This is a genomic window from Rhodococcus sp. APC 3903, assembly GCF_030407755.1.
GTDB classification, from domain to species: domain Bacteria; phylum Actinomycetota; class Actinomycetes; order Mycobacteriales; family Mycobacteriaceae; genus Rhodococcus_F; species Rhodococcus_F erythropolis.
The window spans coordinates 14,076-28,964 of record NZ_JASDCV010000001.1; the positions used below are offsets into that span (position 1 = coordinate 14,076).

16 protein-coding genes are annotated in these 14,889 nt (G+C 63.2%); 10 read left to right on the forward strand and 6 right to left on the reverse strand.

Going from position 1 to position 14,889, the window contains the following annotated elements:
* Positions 1-7: 7 nt before the first annotated feature.
* Complete coding sequence (locus QMA15_RS00090; RefSeq protein WP_047889620.1) at positions 8-1,003, reverse strand: patatin-like phospholipase family protein; 996 nt, start codon at positions 1,001-1,003, stop codon at positions 8-10.
* A 129-nt stretch (positions 1,004-1,132) separates the two neighbouring features.
* Here QMA15_RS00090 and QMA15_RS00095 point away from each other — a divergent pair, with 129 nt between their 5' ends.
* Positions 1,133-1,723, forward strand: coding sequence for a TetR/AcrR family transcriptional regulator (locus QMA15_RS00095; RefSeq protein WP_019745124.1), 591 nt, complete (start codon positions 1,133-1,135; stop codon positions 1,721-1,723).
* On the opposite strand, the gene QMA15_RS00100 is transcribed toward QMA15_RS00095, so the two are convergent.
* On the reverse strand, positions 1,659-2,783 hold the full coding sequence (locus QMA15_RS00100; protein ID WP_279164413.1) for an alpha/beta hydrolase: 1,125 nt from the start codon (positions 2,781-2,783) through the stop codon (positions 1,659-1,661). The two genes, QMA15_RS00095 and QMA15_RS00100, sit on opposite strands and share 65 nt — an antisense overlap.
* Before the next feature lie 19 nt (positions 2,784-2,802).
* On the opposite strand from QMA15_RS00100, the gene QMA15_RS00105 reads away from it, so the two are divergent.
* From QMA15_RS00105 to QMA15_RS00115, 3 genes are read left to right on the forward strand one after another with little or no spacing between them, the layout of a single operon-like run.
* Entirely contained in the window at positions 2,803-3,567 is a 765-nt protein-coding gene (locus QMA15_RS00105; RefSeq protein WP_290283535.1) for an MBL fold metallo-hydrolase, read from the forward strand.
* Positions 3,564-4,211 (forward strand): alpha/beta fold hydrolase, encoded by a 648-nt coding sequence (locus tag QMA15_RS00110; RefSeq protein WP_279164411.1) that lies wholly within the window; start codon positions 3,564-3,566, stop codon positions 4,209-4,211. The genes QMA15_RS00105 and QMA15_RS00110 overlap by 4 nt, the downstream gene beginning before the upstream one ends.
* Positions 4,212-4,261: 50 nt before the next feature.
* Positions 4,262-4,813, forward strand: a complete 552-nt coding sequence (locus tag QMA15_RS00115; protein ID WP_020970638.1) for an SRPBCC family protein — start codon at positions 4,262-4,264, stop codon at positions 4,811-4,813.
* A gap of 4 nt (positions 4,814-4,817) precedes the next feature.
* On the opposite strand, the gene QMA15_RS00120 is transcribed toward QMA15_RS00115, so the two are convergent.
* On the reverse strand, positions 4,818-5,888 hold the full coding sequence (locus tag QMA15_RS00120) for a LacI family DNA-binding transcriptional regulator (RefSeq protein ID WP_290283536.1): 1,071 nt from the start codon (positions 5,886-5,888) through the stop codon (positions 4,818-4,820).
* A gap of 159 nt (positions 5,889-6,047) precedes the next feature.
* Between QMA15_RS00120 and QMA15_RS00125 the strand changes: the two genes are divergently transcribed.
* Both QMA15_RS00125 and QMA15_RS00130 read left to right on the forward strand, forming a co-directional pair.
* Positions 6,048-7,220 (forward strand): acyl-CoA dehydrogenase family protein, encoded by a 1,173-nt coding sequence (locus QMA15_RS00125; protein ID WP_029256136.1) that lies wholly within the window; start codon positions 6,048-6,050, stop codon positions 7,218-7,220.
* On the forward strand, positions 7,217-8,365 hold the full coding sequence (locus tag QMA15_RS00130; protein WP_020908949.1) for a CoA transferase: 1,149 nt from the start codon (positions 7,217-7,219) through the stop codon (positions 8,363-8,365). Before QMA15_RS00125 ends, QMA15_RS00130 begins: the two co-directional genes overlap by 4 nt.
* A gap of 54 nt (positions 8,366-8,419) precedes the next feature.
* Here QMA15_RS00130 and QMA15_RS00135 read toward each other — a convergent pair whose 3' ends face one another.
* Positions 8,420-9,421 (reverse strand): NADP-dependent oxidoreductase, encoded by a 1,002-nt coding sequence (locus QMA15_RS00135; RefSeq protein ID WP_290283537.1) that lies wholly within the window; start codon positions 9,419-9,421, stop codon positions 8,420-8,422.
* Positions 9,422-9,532: 111 nt separating this feature from the next.
* On the opposite strand from QMA15_RS00135, the gene QMA15_RS00140 reads away from it, so the two are divergent.
* Together QMA15_RS00140 and QMA15_RS00145 are read left to right on the forward strand one after the other, a co-directional pair.
* Entirely contained in the window at positions 9,533-10,456 is a 924-nt protein-coding gene (locus tag QMA15_RS00140) for an alpha/beta hydrolase (RefSeq protein WP_019745115.1), read from the forward strand.
* Positions 10,453-10,884, forward strand: coding sequence for a nuclear transport factor 2 family protein (locus QMA15_RS00145; protein WP_290283538.1), 432 nt, complete (start codon positions 10,453-10,455; stop codon positions 10,882-10,884). Before QMA15_RS00140 ends, QMA15_RS00145 begins: the two co-directional genes overlap by 4 nt.
* 31 nt (positions 10,885-10,915) lie before the next feature.
* Here the strand turns inward: QMA15_RS00145 and QMA15_RS00150 are convergent, their stop codons facing one another.
* Positions 10,916-11,689 carry an SDR family oxidoreductase gene (locus QMA15_RS00150; protein WP_279163546.1) on the reverse strand — a complete coding sequence of 258 codons (774 nt, stop codon included), beginning with the start codon at positions 11,687-11,689 and terminating at the stop codon, positions 10,916-10,918.
* Between the two features lie 213 nt (positions 11,690-11,902).
* Here QMA15_RS00150 and QMA15_RS00155 point away from each other — a divergent pair, with 213 nt between their 5' ends.
* Positions 11,903-12,829 (forward strand): hypothetical protein, encoded by a 927-nt coding sequence (locus QMA15_RS00155; protein ID WP_197941596.1) that lies wholly within the window; start codon positions 11,903-11,905, stop codon positions 12,827-12,829.
* Here the strand turns inward: QMA15_RS00155 and QMA15_RS00160 are convergent.
* Positions 12,817-13,428 carry a phosphoribosylanthranilate isomerase gene (locus QMA15_RS00160; protein ID WP_031330853.1) on the reverse strand — a complete coding sequence of 204 codons (612 nt, stop codon included), beginning with the start codon at positions 13,426-13,428 and terminating at the stop codon, positions 12,817-12,819. The genes QMA15_RS00155 and QMA15_RS00160 overlap by 13 nt on opposite strands.
* 86 nt (positions 13,429-13,514) lie before the next feature.
* Here QMA15_RS00160 and QMA15_RS00165 point away from each other — a divergent pair, with 86 nt between their 5' ends.
* Complete coding sequence (locus QMA15_RS00165) at positions 13,515-14,816, forward strand: alpha/beta hydrolase-fold protein (RefSeq protein ID WP_279163547.1); 1,302 nt, start codon at positions 13,515-13,517, stop codon at positions 14,814-14,816.
* The last annotated feature ends 73 nt before the right edge of the window (positions 14,817-14,889 follow it).

Below are 14,889 nucleotides of genomic sequence, written 5' to 3' on the forward strand. Positions count from 1 at the left end.
TGCGCTTTCACTGGTGGGAACGAGTGGGCTGGAACGGGTGCACATCGAGTTCGCGCTTGACACTCGCACGTGTTGTACGCAGCGATGATTCGAAGGTGGCGAGCCGTCGGCGGCCGTCCATGAAGTTGGCGCCCATCACGGCAAGGTCGTCGTCGGTGGCATCGATTCGTATGACTCTGGTACCCGCGGAGCGGACCAGTTCGATCTCCTGATCGAGCCCCTTGGACATGGCATTGCGCAGGGCACTGCGTTCGATACGGGCGGCGCCGCGCGCCGGCCTCAGGGTTCGAGAAGCCATGGGCGCCAGTACAACCAGCTCGTCCAGTTGAAGGGGGAGCAGAAGGTCTACCGAAGCCGTGGATGCGGCGCCGCCGTCGATGTACCTGACGCCGTCGATCGTGACGGGTGGAAACCAGCCGGGAATCGCCCATGACGCTCGGAGCGCTTCACCGACGGTCACTTTCGGAGCCCCCTGTGCCCCGAATGCGACCCGTCGCCCCGTTCTGTAGTCCATGGATACCATGTACGCGTTCGGATGTGGGAGCCACGAATCGCCCGGAGCAAGTGATTCGGCGAGCGTAGTGAGCCAGGACGGGTCGCCGCCACCAACCGGTGCGATGCCGCTCATCCGGCTCAGAACCGGAAGGTCTCGACGCGTGAGGAGTCGTGGATTGCCGACGCCCAGTCTCGGAAGTGGCGGGAGCTTTCCGGGCGCCGACGCGATGTGGGTGAGGAGCTCGGGGCGTGCGGCGGCGTTGCCGAGTTGCATGGCAACCAACTCGTCGACACCGACTCCGCTGCCGAGCATCGTCACGAACTCGGCGCCGGCGGACGTCCCGATGATGGCTGTGGCTTCCCGTGGGTCCCAGTCGAGTGCATCCCGGACCGAGGCGAGCGCGGCAACGGTCCAGGCAAAACCGAGAGTGCCGCCGCAGCCGATGGCCAAGCCGCGTCTCGGTGCACTGTTTTGGCGCACGGTGGTACCGGTCACATCTGAAGTCATGTTTCGGAGACTATCAGTATCCGAATAACGTTGGTACCCCAAAATTGGTTTCAGTACTCCACTCGACAACCGTTCGCGGTATTCGGCTACCGTGGGAATCTCGATACCGAGGACCACTGGGAGGTTCCGATGGCGCGATTGACCAGGCAGGAAGCGCAGGCGCTGACCCGCGAGACCCTGTTGGCGACGGCCGTCGAGCACTTTCTCGATCGCGGATACGCCGCGGCCTCTCTCGATCAGATCGCCGAGGACGCCGGGTACTCCAAGGGGGCGGTGTACTCGAATTTCAAGAACAAGGATGAATTGTGTGCCGAAGTTCTCGGCCGGATCAGGCTGACCAAGGTCGGTGAGATCACTGCGCAACTCGGGGCGAAATCGACCCTCGACGATGCGGTGGCTGAATTCGCGCGGTGGGCCGAGCGAACAATCGGGGACCAGAGGTGGACGCTGCTCGAGGTCGAGTTCTCGGTGAGATCGCGGCACAGCGAGGACATTCGGGAGAAGATCGCGGCGGGTGCAGACCAGGTGCGGGGACTGATCGCCGGATTGGTCCAACACCTCACGGAATCCAACGGGGTGACGCCGACGCTGGATCCGGACGCAGCCGCGCTGCGAATGCTCAGCGTCGGAATCGGTTTGGGGCTACAGCGCGCAATCAGCCCAGAGCTTCCCGTCGATCCGCTGGTGGATACGGTGCGGGAGATTCTGTCGGGCGGCTGAGGAGTGCGCGGAGCATGCCGCCGATCTCGGCGACCGCTGCACGGGATCCGGCACTGGGCCCCAGAATGTTGACGAAGCCGTGGATGAAGCCGGGATAGCGTCGATCCGTGACATGAACACCGTTGTCTCGCAATCGTGCTGCGTACGCTTCGCCTTCGTCTCGGAGTGGATCGAATCCCGCCGTGATCACGATGGCTGGTGGCAGTCCGGCCACGTCGGGGGCGCGTAGCGGCGACACCAACGGGTCGAGTCGATCGGCATCCTTGCCGAGGAAGCTGGACTCGTAGAAGTTCATATTGGCCTCGGTCAGGAAGAAGCCTTCACCGAACGTCGTTCTCGAGGGAGCCTTCTCGTGAAAGTCGGTCGCGGGGTAGATCAACAGCTGTGCTGCCGGTGGGGTCTTGCCGTCGTCGCGGGCACGCAACGCCACCGTCGCGGACAGGTGCCCGCCCGCACTGTCTCCTCCGACAGCGATGCGTGTCGGGTCTGCCCCGAACTCTTCGGCGCGGTCGACGATATCCTGGTACGCGGAATAGGCGTCGTTTACCGGTGTGGGGAAAGCGAATTCGGGTGAAAGCCGGTAGTCGACCGAGATGACCCGTGCGCCGGAGGTCTCGGCCAACAGGCGACACGGAGCGTCGTGGGATTCGATGCCGCCCTGTACCCAGCCGCCGCCGTGGAAGTAGGCGAGCAGAGCGCCGGTGTCGGCAGTCGGAACGTAGAGCCGGGCGCGGAGCGGGCCGTCGGCACCCGAAACGGAGATCTCTTCGGTGCGGACCTGCGCGGGCCTGCCACCCATCATGATCGCGGTTCGGGTGAGATTGGCGCGAGCAGCGGCGAGTGACTGGGGATCGGTGGAATGTGAGGGGAGTGGCCGCGTCTTCGCGAGCGTGAGCAGCAGGTGTGCGTCGGCGTCGAGCGTGTTGCCCTCGATGACGACGGGTGGCCCGGTGATTCGACGTTTCACCGCGCTGGGCAGCGCGAATGCGGCTGCTACCAACGACGCTTCGGCGCGATCTCGAATGCTGCGGCTGCTGGCCTGCTTCACGGATTCCGACACGTGGCGCAGACTACCAAGCATGACTACTGCGGCACTGTCGATCACGCAGATCGAGAACACACATCTGGTTCGGTGCGGTCACGCCAATTGGGTCCTGGTCGAAGAGGGGTCCGATCTGACGTTGATCGACGGCGGATACCCGGCCAACGGCGCCGACGTCGAACGCTCGATCGAGCAGATCGGTCACCAGCTCGGGGATGTTCGGGCAATCCTCGTCACTCACGCGCATATCGATCACATCGGTGGAATCGCGGACATCGTGACTCGGCTCGAGGTTCCGGTCCTGATGGATCCGTTGGAAGTGCCCCACGCGAAGCGGGAGTACCTGCAGCAGTTGTCGCCGGCCAAAGTTCCGTTGCTGTTGTGGCGGCGAGGCGCTCCGAAGTGGCTACGCGACGTGATCGGAGCAGGCGCGTTGAAAGGCGCGGAACTGCCTCGAGCACAGGCCTTTGCGCCAGATGGTGCGCTGGACGTTCCCGGTCGGATCGTGCCGATTCCTACCCACGGGCATACCGACGGCCACAGCGCTTACCTTGTTCCCGACGCAGGAGTCATCGCGTCGGGTGACGCTCTGGTGACCGGGCACGCGACCTCGAGTGTCGCCGGACCACAATTTCTGGTGTGCCCCTTCAACCATGACCGTGGAGTGACGGACCAGGCGTTGGACAATATCGCCGCTGCGCCCGCCGGCGCGCTGTTTCCCGGACACGGGCCGGTCTACGAAGGCAGCTTGGCTGCCGCAGTCGAACAGGCCCGAGCGGGCCGGACAAGGATGCGTCCATGAGTACTGTCGAAGCGGTCGACGAAGGCGCGCTGCACGGTTTCCTGCACCGCCCCGAGTCAGTGCCCGTCGCAACCCTGGCATTGACCCACGGCGCCGGAAGTAATTGCGACACTGTGCTGTTGCGTGCTGTCGCCGACGGCTTTGCTGCAGCAGGAGTGCAAGTTCTGCGCTTCGATCTCGCGTTTCGGGTGCGTCGAGCTTCGGGGCCGCCGCATCCGTCGCGTGCTGCGGAGGATCGTGCGGGCATTGCCGAGGTGATTGCCGCTGTTCGCTCGGACTACTCGGTGCCCGGACCCGTTCTGCTCGGCGGACATTCGTACGGCGGTCGGCAGGCGTCGATGATGGCAGCGGAGAACCCGGGACTTGTCGACGGCCTGGTCCTGCTGTCCTATCCACTGCATCCACCGAAGAAGCCCGAGAAGCTCAGAACCGAACACCTGCCCGACCTGAACACACCGACCGTTGTCGTCCACGGATCGAAGGACGAGTTCGCGACGACGGAGGAGATACAGGCAGCACTCGACCTGGTTCCCGCCGCGACACGTCTGGTGGAGTTCGAAGGAGCGCGACACGACTTGTCCGTGGTGAAGTTTCCGGTGGTGGAGGCGACAGTCGCGGCCGCATCGGCTTTGTTCGTGTTCTGAACGCCGAGCGGGCAGTTGCCCGTGTCGGTGGTTCCTGGTGAGATCGGATCATGAGTGCCCAGCCGTATCAGCCCAGTGCCCTGTCCGACGTCACGGTGAGCGTCGACGGGGACGACACAGTCGTCAGCTTCCCTCGGGTGCTGCCGTATCCCGTCGAGAAGGTGTGGGAGGCGATCACCGACCCGGAGATGTTGGCGCAATGGACGCCGTACACCGCCGATCGGAATCTGAGCCGTACCGGTGACGCCGTGATCACCATGCTCACCGAGGACGGAGCCCCCGAAATGTCGCTGCCGGTCACCGTTCACGTTGTGGAGACCACTCGGCGGCTCGAACACGAGTGGGGCCCGGACGAATTGGTGTGGGATCTGACCTCGGTCGAGGGCGGCACCCGCGTCGTACTTACGCAGAGGTCGCGCGCCGAGGGGATGGCGTCGGCACTCGCTGCCGGGTGGCATTTGTGCTTCGACGTACTCGATGCCCTTCTGGCAGGCGAGCCCTTCGGACCGATCGTGGGCGAACGGGCGCGCGAGTACGGCTGGGACGCACTCAACTCCGGTTACGCGCGACAGTTGGGCATCGACGAATCTCAGGTTTGGTAGCTGCTCAGAGTTTGCGACTGGCAGGCTTTCTGGTGGAGGCTCGCACGATCAGTTCGACGGGAAGTTTCACGGATTCGACGTTCTTGCCGGAGATAAGTGCGAGTAGGTGCTCGAGCCCGGTCGCGCCGATCTTTCGGGCGGGGGACCTCACCGTTGTCAGGGGCACCGGGAGTTGCGAGACAACCGGAATGTCGTTGTAGCCGACCAGCGCAAGATCGTCGGGAATGCTTAACCCGAGATCACGGGCCACACCGAGTACGCCGATCGCGATGGTGTCGCTCACCGTGAAGACGGCGTCGGGGCGTGAATCTCCACCGAGCAATGTCGCCGCCGCATCGACACCCCCTTGAACTTCGAACTCGGACGCCACTATTCGGTTCGGCGGCAGTGCTAGACCGGCTTCGGTCAGGGCATCGCGGAAACCCGCGACGCGTTCCCTCGACGTGCTGGCGTGATCCGGCCCCGCGATCACTCCGAGATCGCGATAGCCGCAGTCCAGTAGATGCTTCCCCGCGAGGTAGCCGCCGAGTCGGTCGTCGCCGCTGACAAAGGGAAGACCTCGGTTCTGAGACGACGTCGCCGAGTCGATGTGCCGGTTCAGCAGCAGGATCGGCAGTGAGCGCAGGGGGAGCGAGTCGACGAAATCGGTACCCGGGAGGTGGATGCTGCTCAGCATGAGACCGTCGACCTGTCGGCTGACCAGGAACTCGACCGCTTTGCGCTGCGCGTCCAGATCGTCGGGTGGGCTGGAGAGCAGGACGGAGTACCCGGCTGCGGTGGCGGCTTCCTCGATGCCTTGGAACATCGTGGCCACCACGACGTCCGTCAGCCTCGGCATCACGACGCCGATGGTGGTGGTCTTGCGGGTACGCAGGCTGGCCGCCCACAGGTTCGGTTGGTAACCGAGTTCCTCGGCAACCTGACGAACTCGGAGTGCGGAGTCGGACCAACCGTCGGCGGGCTCGGGCTGACGGAGGACCCGCGACGCCGTCGAGATGTGGACCCCGGCCTGGTCGGCGATTTCGCGCAGCGTTGGCGGACGGCCGTTGCTGCGGTTCGACGGATCGGGCGTCATCTGCGTCGGGGCTCCTGGTGTGCGTCGGTTCTGAGCTGGTTCTGAGTCGGTTGGCCGTCCGGGGATTGACGGGTGTGCAACCGGGCCCTACTCTAGGCGATGCAAACGATTGCGCAATCGTTCTCGCAAAGGATTGCGCCCGAGAACACTGGAGGCCCCGTGACCACGCCGCAGTCCCTGTCCGAGCTTTTTGCCATCGACACCCTGCTGGACGCCGAGGAGATCGCGATCCGCGACACGGTCCGCAAGATGGTCGACGATCGCATTCGCCCGCACATAGGTGAATGGTTCGAAGCGGCAGCACTGCCGGCGCGTGAGCTGGCCAAGGAACTGGGCGCGCTCGGCGTTCTGGGCATGCACCTCGAGGGCTATGGCTGTGCCGGAATGAGTGCCACGGCGTACGGGTTGGCCTGCCAGGAACTCGAAGCTGTCGATTCGGGCATTCGCAGCCTCGTCTCGGTCCAGGGCTCACTGGCCATGTTCGCGATCCACCACAACGGAAGTGAAGAGCAGAAGGAAGAATGGCTCCCGCGGATGGCGGCGGGTGAAGCCATCGGCTGCTTCGGTCTCACGGAACCCGATTTCGGATCCAACCCCGGCGGTATGCGAACCAACGCCAAGCGCGACGGCGACGACTGGATCCTCAACGGAACCAAGATGTGGATCACCAACGGCTCCATCGCGGACGTCGCCGTGGTCTGGGCGCGAACCGAAGACGGCGTGCGCGGATTTGTCGTTCCCACCGACACTCCGGGATTCTCCGCCCCCGAGATCAAGAACAAGATGTCGCTGCGCGCGTCGGTCACCTCGGAACTGGTGCTCGAGGACGTGCGTCTTCCTGCCTCGGCGATGCTGCCCAAGGCACGCGGACTTTCCGGCCCGCTCGGCTGCCTCAACGAGGCACGCTTCGGCATCATCTTCGGCGCGATGGGCGCCGCACGTGACTGCCTCGAGACCGCGATTTCCTACGCGCGTGATCGCAAGGTCTTCGACAAGTCGCTCGCCGCGTACCAGATCACCCAGGCCAAGATCGCCGACATGGCAGTTGAATTGGGCAAGGGGCAGTTGCTCGCCATCCACCTCGGACGCCTCAAGGACGCCGGGACGGTTCGCCCCGAGCAGGTCAGTACCGGCAAGCTCAACAATGTCCGCGAGGCCATCAAGATCGCCCGTGAATGCCGCACCATTTTGGGCGCCAACGGCATCACGCTCGAGTACCCCGTGATTCGGCACGCCAACAACCTCGAATCCGTTCTCACCTACGAGGGCACCTCCGAGGTTCACCAGCTCGTGATCGGTCGCGCTCTCACCGGTGAAGAAGCGTTCCGGTGACGGTCGACGCTGTCGGAGCACTCGACGGGCTGGTGATCGCTGATTTCGGTCGCGTCCTCGCCGGCCCGTACGCCACGATGATTCTCGCCGACCTCGGCGCGGAGGTAGTCAAGATCGAACGTCCGGGTGTCGGCGACGACACTCGTAGTTGGGGTCCGCCATGGGTCGGGGACGAGTCGAGTTACTTCCTGTCGGTGAACCGCAACAAGAAGTCGGTCACTCTGGATCTGCGCGAGCAGGAGGATCTGGAGAGTGCGCGTGAGTTGGTTCGCGGCGCGGATGTAGTGGTTCAGAACTTCCTGCCGGGAACGATGGACCGGCTGGGATTGGGTTACGACTCTGTGCGAGAAATGAATCCGCGTGCGGTCTACTGCTCGATCAGCGGCTTCGGTGGCAACAACTCTTTGCCGGGATACGACCTGTTGATCCAGGCGGTGGGCGGATTGATGAGTATCACCGGCCCCGATTCCAAGACTCCCACCAAGGTCGGCGTCGCGGTGGTCGACGTCATCACGGGCCTACACGCCAGCGTGGGAATCCTTGCAGCGCTGCGCCATCGCGATCGAACGGGCGAAGGACAGCACGTCGAGGTCAATCTGTTGTCCTCGTTGCTCTCCGCGCTCGCCAACCAGTCGTCCGGCTATGTTGCCGCGGGCGTGGTGCCTCAGGCAATGGGCAATCGACATCCGAGCATCGCACCATATGAGGTATTCGACACCGCGGACCGTCCGCTGGTCCTCGCTGTCGGCAATGACCGGCAATTCGGTTCGTTGACAGAGGTTCTCGGAGTTCCCGAACTTGCCGCGGATGTGCGGTTCATCTCGAACCGGGATCGGGTCGCGCATCGAGAAGAGTTGTTCGATGCCGTCACTGCTGCGTTGGCCAAGGGCACTGCAGACTCGTGGTTCGAGGCGCTGACCGAGCGAGGTGTCCCGTGTGGACCTCTCAACGACATCGCCGACGCGATAGCGCTGGCGGAGCGTCTGAATCTCGATCCGGTGGTGTCCATCGACGACCCGCGTCGCGATGCACCGACCCGGCAGGTAGCCAATCCGATTCGGATGAGCGGCACGCCGGCAACCTATCGGTCGGCCCCGCCGCGGTTGGGGGAGGACAGCGTTCCCACTCCGTCGGGAGTCAGTTGACCCAAGCGAATCGGCCACCGGAATACCGGTGGCCGATCTGCGTGTGTGGGTGACTCAGCTGACCTTCAGGACCAGCTTTCCGGTGTTCGCACCGGCGAAGAGAAGGTTGAGGCTGTCGCCGAACGCGTCGATACCCCCGTCGACGACGTGCCCGCGGGCAGTCAATTCGCCACTCTTGATCCACTTTCCGATCTGCTCCTGCGCTTCTGCGTAGCGATCGAGGTAGTCGAAGACCACGAAGCCGGCCATCGTGGCCCGATTGACGAGAAGTGACAGGTAGTGCGCGGGGCCTGGCTGAGGCTCGGTGGCGTTGTAACCCGCGATGGCGCCGCAGATGACCACCCGAGCGCCCAGGCGCAAACGGGAGAGAGCAGCGTCGAGAATTTCTCCGCCGACGTTGTCGAAGTACACGTCGATACCGTCGGGAGCGTTGGACTTGAGCGCCTTGTAGACGGATTCGTTCTTGTAGTCGATGGCGACATCGAAGCCGAGGTCCTCGGTGAGCCACGCGCACTTCTCCGGACCGCCGGCGATGCCGATGACCTTGCATCCGTGGAGCTTTGCGATCTGACCGACCAGGCTGCCGACCGCGCCCGCAGCACCGGATACGACGACGGTGTCACCGTCTTTCAGCTTTCCGACGTCGAGCAGTCCGAAATATGCGGTGACGCCGGGGAATCCGAGAGCTCCGAGCCAGGTCGGTAGGGGAGCGATCGATTCGTCGACCCGGGTCACATCTGTTCCGTCGGACACTCCGTACTCGGAAGCGCCGAACGATCCCGCCACGATGTCCCCGACCTGGTAATCGGGGTGTTGGGATTCGGTGATGCGTCCGACGCCGTGGGCGCGCATGACGGAACCGAGCTTGACCGGCGGAACGTACGACTTGACGTCGTTGAGCCAACCGCGCATCGCGGGGTCGAGGGAGAGGTATTCGACCTTGACGACAAACTCACCCGGCCCGGCGGACGGGATCTCGGCGTCGACATATTCCCAGGTGGAAGCGTCGGGAAGTCCTGTCGGGCGGGCGGCGAGGCGTACTTGGCGGTTGGTCATCTCTCCCCTTCGGCGAAACGAATTGAACTTGAGGCCGGATTCAATATAGGTGATGGATCACGAACTGGGAAGAGTTGGATGAACCGATTGACGACTATGTATGTTCGATCGATGAGCAATGTCGTCGAAGACGCGCCTGGTTGGTTCACTCGGGCGCTGGAAGCGCCGGTCGAGACGGGGTCGGTGGAGGTCGAGGGCGCTTCGGTGCACTTTCGGGCTTGGGGGTCGGCGGGGCCGGGAATTGTGCTGATCCACGGCGGCGCAGCCCACAGTCGCTGGTGGGATCACATCGCGCCGCAGTTCGCCGAGGGGCGGCGCGTCGTCGCTCTCGACTTGACGGGCCACGGAGACAGTGACACTCGCGATGCCTACGCGATATCCCAGTGGGCTCGCGAGGTGCTGGCGGCGGCCGAGGCCGGGGGAATCGACGGCAAGCCGATTCTGGTGGGGCACAGTATGGGTGGGATTGTTTCCTTCGTGGCCTCGCATCTGCACGGTGAACTGTTGGACGGCGTTGTCATCATCGATTCGCCACTCAAGGCGCGGACGCCCGAAGAGGAGGCAGCTCGACGCCAGAATGCGTTCGGCCCCAAGAAGGTTTACCCCACCAGGGAAGACGCGATGGGTCGATTCCGCTTCGTTCCGCCCCAGGATTCGGGACTGCCTGCGGTGCGTGACCATGTGGCAGCCACGTCCATGGAGGAAGTCGATGGCGGTTGGTCATGGAAATTCGATCCGAACTTCTTTCTCCGAGTTGGCGCCGAAGATGTTCTCGACAGTGAACCGCGTTGCCGCGTAGCCTATTTCCGAGCTGAGAACGGTATCGTGTCCGATCGACTCATGGAGCACATGCGCGGACTGTTCGGACCGGAGGCCATCGTGGCGGAGATTCCCGAAGCCGGCCATCACGTCATGATCGATCAGCCGTTGCAACTCGTGACCGGGGTGCGAACTGTGTTGAGTGCGTGGGCCGTCGCAAGTCAAGTGCCGGTAAATCAAGCGGCAGGTAACATCGAGGAAAGGGTAGAAGCATGAGCACGGAATTGACGCTCGAACCGAAAGTCGAAGCTGCACTGCAGTTGTGGCATACCATGATCGAAACCGGTGACCTGTCGGCACTACCGACCATTGTCGCGCCCGACGCGCAGTTCCGATCGCCCTCCGGATTCAAGCCGTACCAGTCCGCGGATGCCGTTGTGCTCATTCTCAATACGGTGATCCAGGTGTTCGAGAATTTCGAGTACCACCGTCAGTTCGCCGGAGCCAACGGTCGGCAGGTCGTTCTCGAATTCAGTGCGAACATCGGAGACAAGAGCCTCAAGGGAATCGACATGGTCGAATTCGACGAGGACGGCAAGATCGTCGATTTCGAGGTCATGGTGCGTCCGGCCAGCGGGCTCGCCGCATTGGCTGCCGAGATGGGCCGCAGGCTCGGGCAGACGCTACCGACCTACAAGGCCTGACCTGAGTCCGGGCGCGGCCCAGTCTGCCTGCTCAGCTGGTGCGGAATCCACCGTTGGAGTGAAGGAGTTGTCCTGTTATCCAGCCTCCGGCGTCGGACATCAGAAATCGAACGAGGTCTGCAGTGTCGCCGGGAGTACCCAGCCGGCCGGCAGGGGTCTGGAGGGTTGCGGCCTGTCTGATCTCCGGTGTCATCCACCCTGTGTCGATCGGTCCTGGGTTGATGACGTTTGCCCTCACGCCGCGTGATCCAAGTTCGACTGCGGCGGCGATGACGATGCGGTCGAGAGCGCCCTTGCTGGCCCCGTACGGAAGATTGTGGGCCGCATGGTCGCTGGTGAGTGCGATGATCCGCCCGGTCACCTGACTGACGTCGCGCTGCTCCGGAAGGCGTTCAGCGAACGCTTTGATCAGCAGCCAAGAGGCGCGGGCGTTGACCGCGAAATGTCGTTCCCAGCTCTCGACGGTGGTATCGAGGATCGAGCTGTCGACGCTTTCGCAATGCGAGAGAACCAGCCCACGAAGGTCATTCCGCGATGCGGCAGCGTCAACGAGCTGTGCGGCCGCATCCGGCGAGGCCAGATCTCCGGGAACCAGGTCGACACGGCTCCCGAGTGCGCGACACTTCTCGGCAACGTCCTGCGGATCGTGCGCTCCGCGGACGAACCCGACGCGTTCGTGATAAGGCGCCCAGTAGCCGATCGTCAGATCCCAACCATCCTCGGCGAGACCCAATGCGAGGCTTGCTCCGATCGACTTGCTCCGGCCGACGCCGGTGATCAACACGGTCCCGCGCCTGTCAGACACTGCTCGCCTCCAGAGATGTCCTGCAATTCAAATGGGGTGAGGTCACTTCAGTTGGAAGCATCACTGTAGCGGGCGAGCTGTCGACTGTATCGAGCGAGCTGTCGCCGTAGGTGCCTCGACCTGACCAGTGTCTTGACACGGCGCTGGTCACAGCGTTTGACTGAGATGCAAGCTCGAGTTGATTCGCCGGACTGTGTCCCGGGAGGTTGACCTATGCGCGGCAATGGAATTGCAGGCAAGGCTTTCTCAGGCGAGGGCTGTAGACGTGGACAAGAATCTCACCGAGCAAGATCTCATCGCGGGACGGTCTCGGTTCTGGCTTTGGTTGGGGTGTGCGTACTTTCGTTTGCCACCACTCAGATGGCCGGCGCTCAACCGGTTGCAGAGAATGTCGATACCGGGTTCGTGATCCCTTTTGCCGGGGCACCGGTCTACGAGAGCGTAGCGCCCACGCAGATGACTACTCCGGATCAACTCAACCAGCCACTCGGTCAGCAGACTGCGGAAGAGATTGCCGCGCAGATCGGACTCGAGCCAGCCGACGCTTTGACCGAGGACCAGTATCGCGACCTCATGACCGGCGGTGGGGTCGGTGGCAATCTCGAGGATGCCGAGGTGATCGACGAATGCGCTCGGATTCTCACCAATACGAACGGGCGGCCCCTCTATTCCGGCACTACGCCGTCGGTTCTGGCCAGTTACGGGTTGTACGTGAATCCCGACGGATTGCTGGAGAGTCCGGCCAACGCGGATGCGCCGACGCGACAGGTGAATACGCTGATCGCCCCTGGCGGTTTCGTGGGCACCTGGTTGCGCAACAACGGTGCGACGCACACTCTGATTGCGCTCTATCAGTCGGCATACACGGTGCAGGCAGTCTACGGATTCGCAGCGCAACAGATTTCGGGAGAAGCACAGCTGGTGACCAACACCAAAGGCGATGTGAGTTCGGAAGTCGGCATGTCGATGGCGCCGCCGCTCTGGATAGTGAACTTCGCACTGCTCTACATCTTGAAGCCGTCACTGGCGGCGGCCATGCCTGCGCACTGGGCTCCCATTCCGCCTGCCGTTGCCGACGCCGTGAAGGCGAGTCCCACCGGTCAAATCGCCTTCAGTGACTATGCGTCCTATTTCGAGTGATCGGTCTGCCGGATAGCGCTGACGAACTTCTCGATCAAAGCGTGGTCCTTGACGCCGCGGGAAGACTCGACGCCGCTGGAGACATCGACGCCCCAGGCGCCGGTGGCATCCAGCGCGTCGCGCACGTTCTCCGGGGACAGTCCGCCCGCCAGGATCCACTGGCCTTGGGGGCGCGATTGCTGTTGTGCCCAGTCCCACGGCACCCCGGATCCGGCGTCGGCGCCGTCGATCAGAAGTTCGTCCTCGCCGAGGTCGAGGTTGTAACCGTCGCGGACGTTGCTGGAGACAACAGCGCGGATGACAGTGAGGCCGGCGTCGTGCAGCCGCTGCACTTGCTCGGCGTCGACCAGATCGTGAATCTGCACGGTACGAAGACCGGTGATCTCGGCGATCTCGAGGACCTGATCGATCGGGTTCCCGAGAAATACTCCGATTGCCCGGATGTGTTCGGGGATTCGTGCAAGAAGATCGACTGCGAGTGCGGGGTCGACTTTGCGGACGCTCTCGGCGAAGACGAAACCGATGGCGTCGACGCCCAGGCCCACCGCGAGGTCGACCGTGTCAGCGTCCCGCAGCCCACAGACCTTGATGAATGTCACCTGATACACAGTACTAGCGTCGTCGCCGTATCAGCGTGGTCGTCTAGCCTCGTGCGTGCGACATTTCTACGTGCGAGAGGCTTGACGTGGACTGGCTCTACCGAATCAGTTTGATCTCGGGACCACTGCCGGTGATCCTGACTGTGCTCGGGGTCCTGGGTGGTGTGTGGCTGCTCGGTTCGAGCGTTCGCTGGTACTACCGCAGAGCGGTACCGATCGCGGGGCTGATCGCACTGGTGATCATGATCGCCGTCTGGATCACCGTCGAAAAGGTGATCGTGCCGTTCCCGGATCCCATCGAGATGTCGATCTACGTGTGGATCGGAATCGGTATCTACGCGGTGCTACTTCTCGGGCCGCGAATCAAGGCGGGCGGAACGATCGCGAAGGCGGTGGTGTCCGTCGTTGCGACCGTTCTGGTCATCGTCACCGCCGCGACGCAGATCAATCTGGTCTTTGCTGCCTACCCGACGGTGGGAATTGCCTTCGGACACGATGATTTCGACCGCATTTCACTCAGCGAAGTTCCCGGTCCGACGGATCCTGTTGTCACCGGCGATCCCACCGACACGGTGTGGAAAGCGCAGGAAGGCATGCCGATTCGCGGACGAGTCACGACTTTGCCTGTTCCCGGAACGATTTCGGGATTCTCCGCACGTGACGCCCAGGTGTATCTGCCGCCGTCGTACTTCACCAATCCGCGTCCACTACTGCCCGTCCTGGTGCTCATGGCCGGTCAGCCTGGCAAGCCCGAGGACTGGCTCCAGGGCGGAAAGCTCACCGCGACAATGGATGCTTTTGCCCGGGATCACGAGGGGTTGGCGCCGGTCGTCGTGATAGCCGATGGAACAGGCTCGCAGATGGCCAATCCGCTGTGCACCGACTCGTCGCAGGGCAAGGTCGGCACGTACCTGGCAAAGGATTTGCCCGCTGCAGTGGCGAATGCGTTCCAGATCGACACGAACCCGAGGGCGTGGGCCATCGGCGGACTCTCTTACGGCGGTACCTGCTCGCTGCAGATGGCTACCAACTACCCCGACGTGTATCCGACGTTCCTCGATCTCTCCGGTCAGTTGGAGCCCTCGCTCGGTGACCGACAGCGAACCGTCGACGAGATATTCGGCGGCGACGAGGCGGCATTCGTGAAGGTGAATCCGATGGACCTGCTGGCGACCCGGAAGTTCCCGAACTCGGGCGGAGTGTTTGTGGTCGGAACAGATGACAACGAGTTCAAGCCCGGCCAGCAAAAGGTGTACGAAGCGGCCAAAGCGGCCGGAATGGACGCCAGATATCTCGAGCTTCCCGGTGGTCACAGCTTTTCGGTGTGGTCGGCCGGCGTCGAGCAGGAGCTGACGTGGATCTCGCAGCGAATGGGTCTGATCAGCTGAATCCTGTTCCGGTTTTGGAACGTGTTCTATATTCGGTGTGTGGCTGCCGTTCGGCAGTCTCTCGATCGTTCAC

Bases quoted from the DNA above. Each gene is read 5' to 3' on its own strand.
- QMA15_RS00090 (WP_047889620.1), bottom strand. From the start codon at position 1,003: ATGACTTCAGATGTGACCGGTACCACCGTGCGCCAAAACAGTGCACCG.
- QMA15_RS00095 (WP_019745124.1), top strand. From the start codon at position 1,133: ATGGCGCGATTGACCAGGCAGGAAGCGCAGGCGCTGACCCGCGAGACC.
- QMA15_RS00105 (WP_290283535.1), top strand. From the start codon at position 2,803: ATGACTACTGCGGCACTGTCGATCACGCAGATCGAGAACACACATCTG.
- QMA15_RS00110 (WP_279164411.1), top strand. From the start codon at position 3,564: ATGAGTACTGTCGAAGCGGTCGACGAAGGCGCGCTGCACGGTTTCCTG.
- QMA15_RS00115 (WP_020970638.1), top strand. From the start codon at position 4,262: ATGAGTGCCCAGCCGTATCAGCCCAGTGCCCTGTCCGACGTCACGGTG.
- QMA15_RS00120 (WP_290283536.1), bottom strand. From the start codon at position 5,888: ATGACGCCCGATCCGTCGAACCGCAGCAACGGCCGTCCGCCAACGCTG.
- QMA15_RS00135 (WP_290283537.1), bottom strand. From the start codon at position 9,421: ATGACCAACCGCCAAGTACGCCTCGCCGCCCGCCCGACAGGACTTCCC.
- QMA15_RS00140 (WP_019745115.1), top strand. From the start codon at position 9,533: ATGAGCAATGTCGTCGAAGACGCGCCTGGTTGGTTCACTCGGGCGCTG.
- QMA15_RS00145 (WP_290283538.1), top strand. From the start codon at position 10,453: ATGAGCACGGAATTGACGCTCGAACCGAAAGTCGAAGCTGCACTGCAG.
- QMA15_RS00155 (WP_197941596.1), top strand. From the start codon at position 11,903: ATGCGCGGCAATGGAATTGCAGGCAAGGCTTTCTCAGGCGAGGGCTGT.